The sequence below is a fragment of the Citrobacter sp. VF227 genome (assembly GCF_052950715.1).
Window position 1 is genome coordinate 1 of record NZ_JBRFVF010000198.1, and the last position, 564, is coordinate 564.

General features: G+C 54.3%; 1 pseudogene. It reads right to left on the reverse strand.

Annotation, left to right across the window (positions count from 1 at the left end):
• Positions 1-564, reverse strand: a pseudogene (locus ACU8YC_RS25875) (tyrosine-type recombinase/integrase); the annotation flags it as partial.

Below are 564 nucleotides of genomic sequence, written 5' to 3' on the forward strand. Positions count from 1 at the left end.
AAGGTGTAGGGGGCATCTGAATGGCGAACAATTACGTCATGATCGATCAAAACGGAGACCATATGGGCCATTTGATCGGCTTTAACGAAGGATGCTGCCAGCTTGGTAGGCCGAATTCGAATGTAATGCAAAGTCGAATTCGGCGAGCTATGTCCCGACCACTGCATTAGCTCGATCAGCGACATGCCCTGAGGGACGCTGGCGAGCGCCGTCACTGCGGAGGCACGTCCCCGGTGGCTGGTGATTCGCCCGCGACTGTCCTCCAGTGGCACACCCGCCTTGGCGCATAGCATTGGAATGATGGTGCCATTAATGACACTGGAGCCTATGCGCTTGCCTCGAAACTGAAATAGGTAGCTAACTTTTTCCCCGGTTCGCTCATCCAGCAAAGCGGCCTGGTTAGCAGGCCTGTCCTCCAGCCAGGCGTCAATGCGCTCCTTCACGACCACCGCTACAGGTTTGACGAAAGCTTTGAACGTCTTGCTGGCAGGAATATCGAGATAGCATAAAGTTTTTGCTGGAACGATGGTGCCATCCTCGTGTACCACATCATTGGTCTGAGGA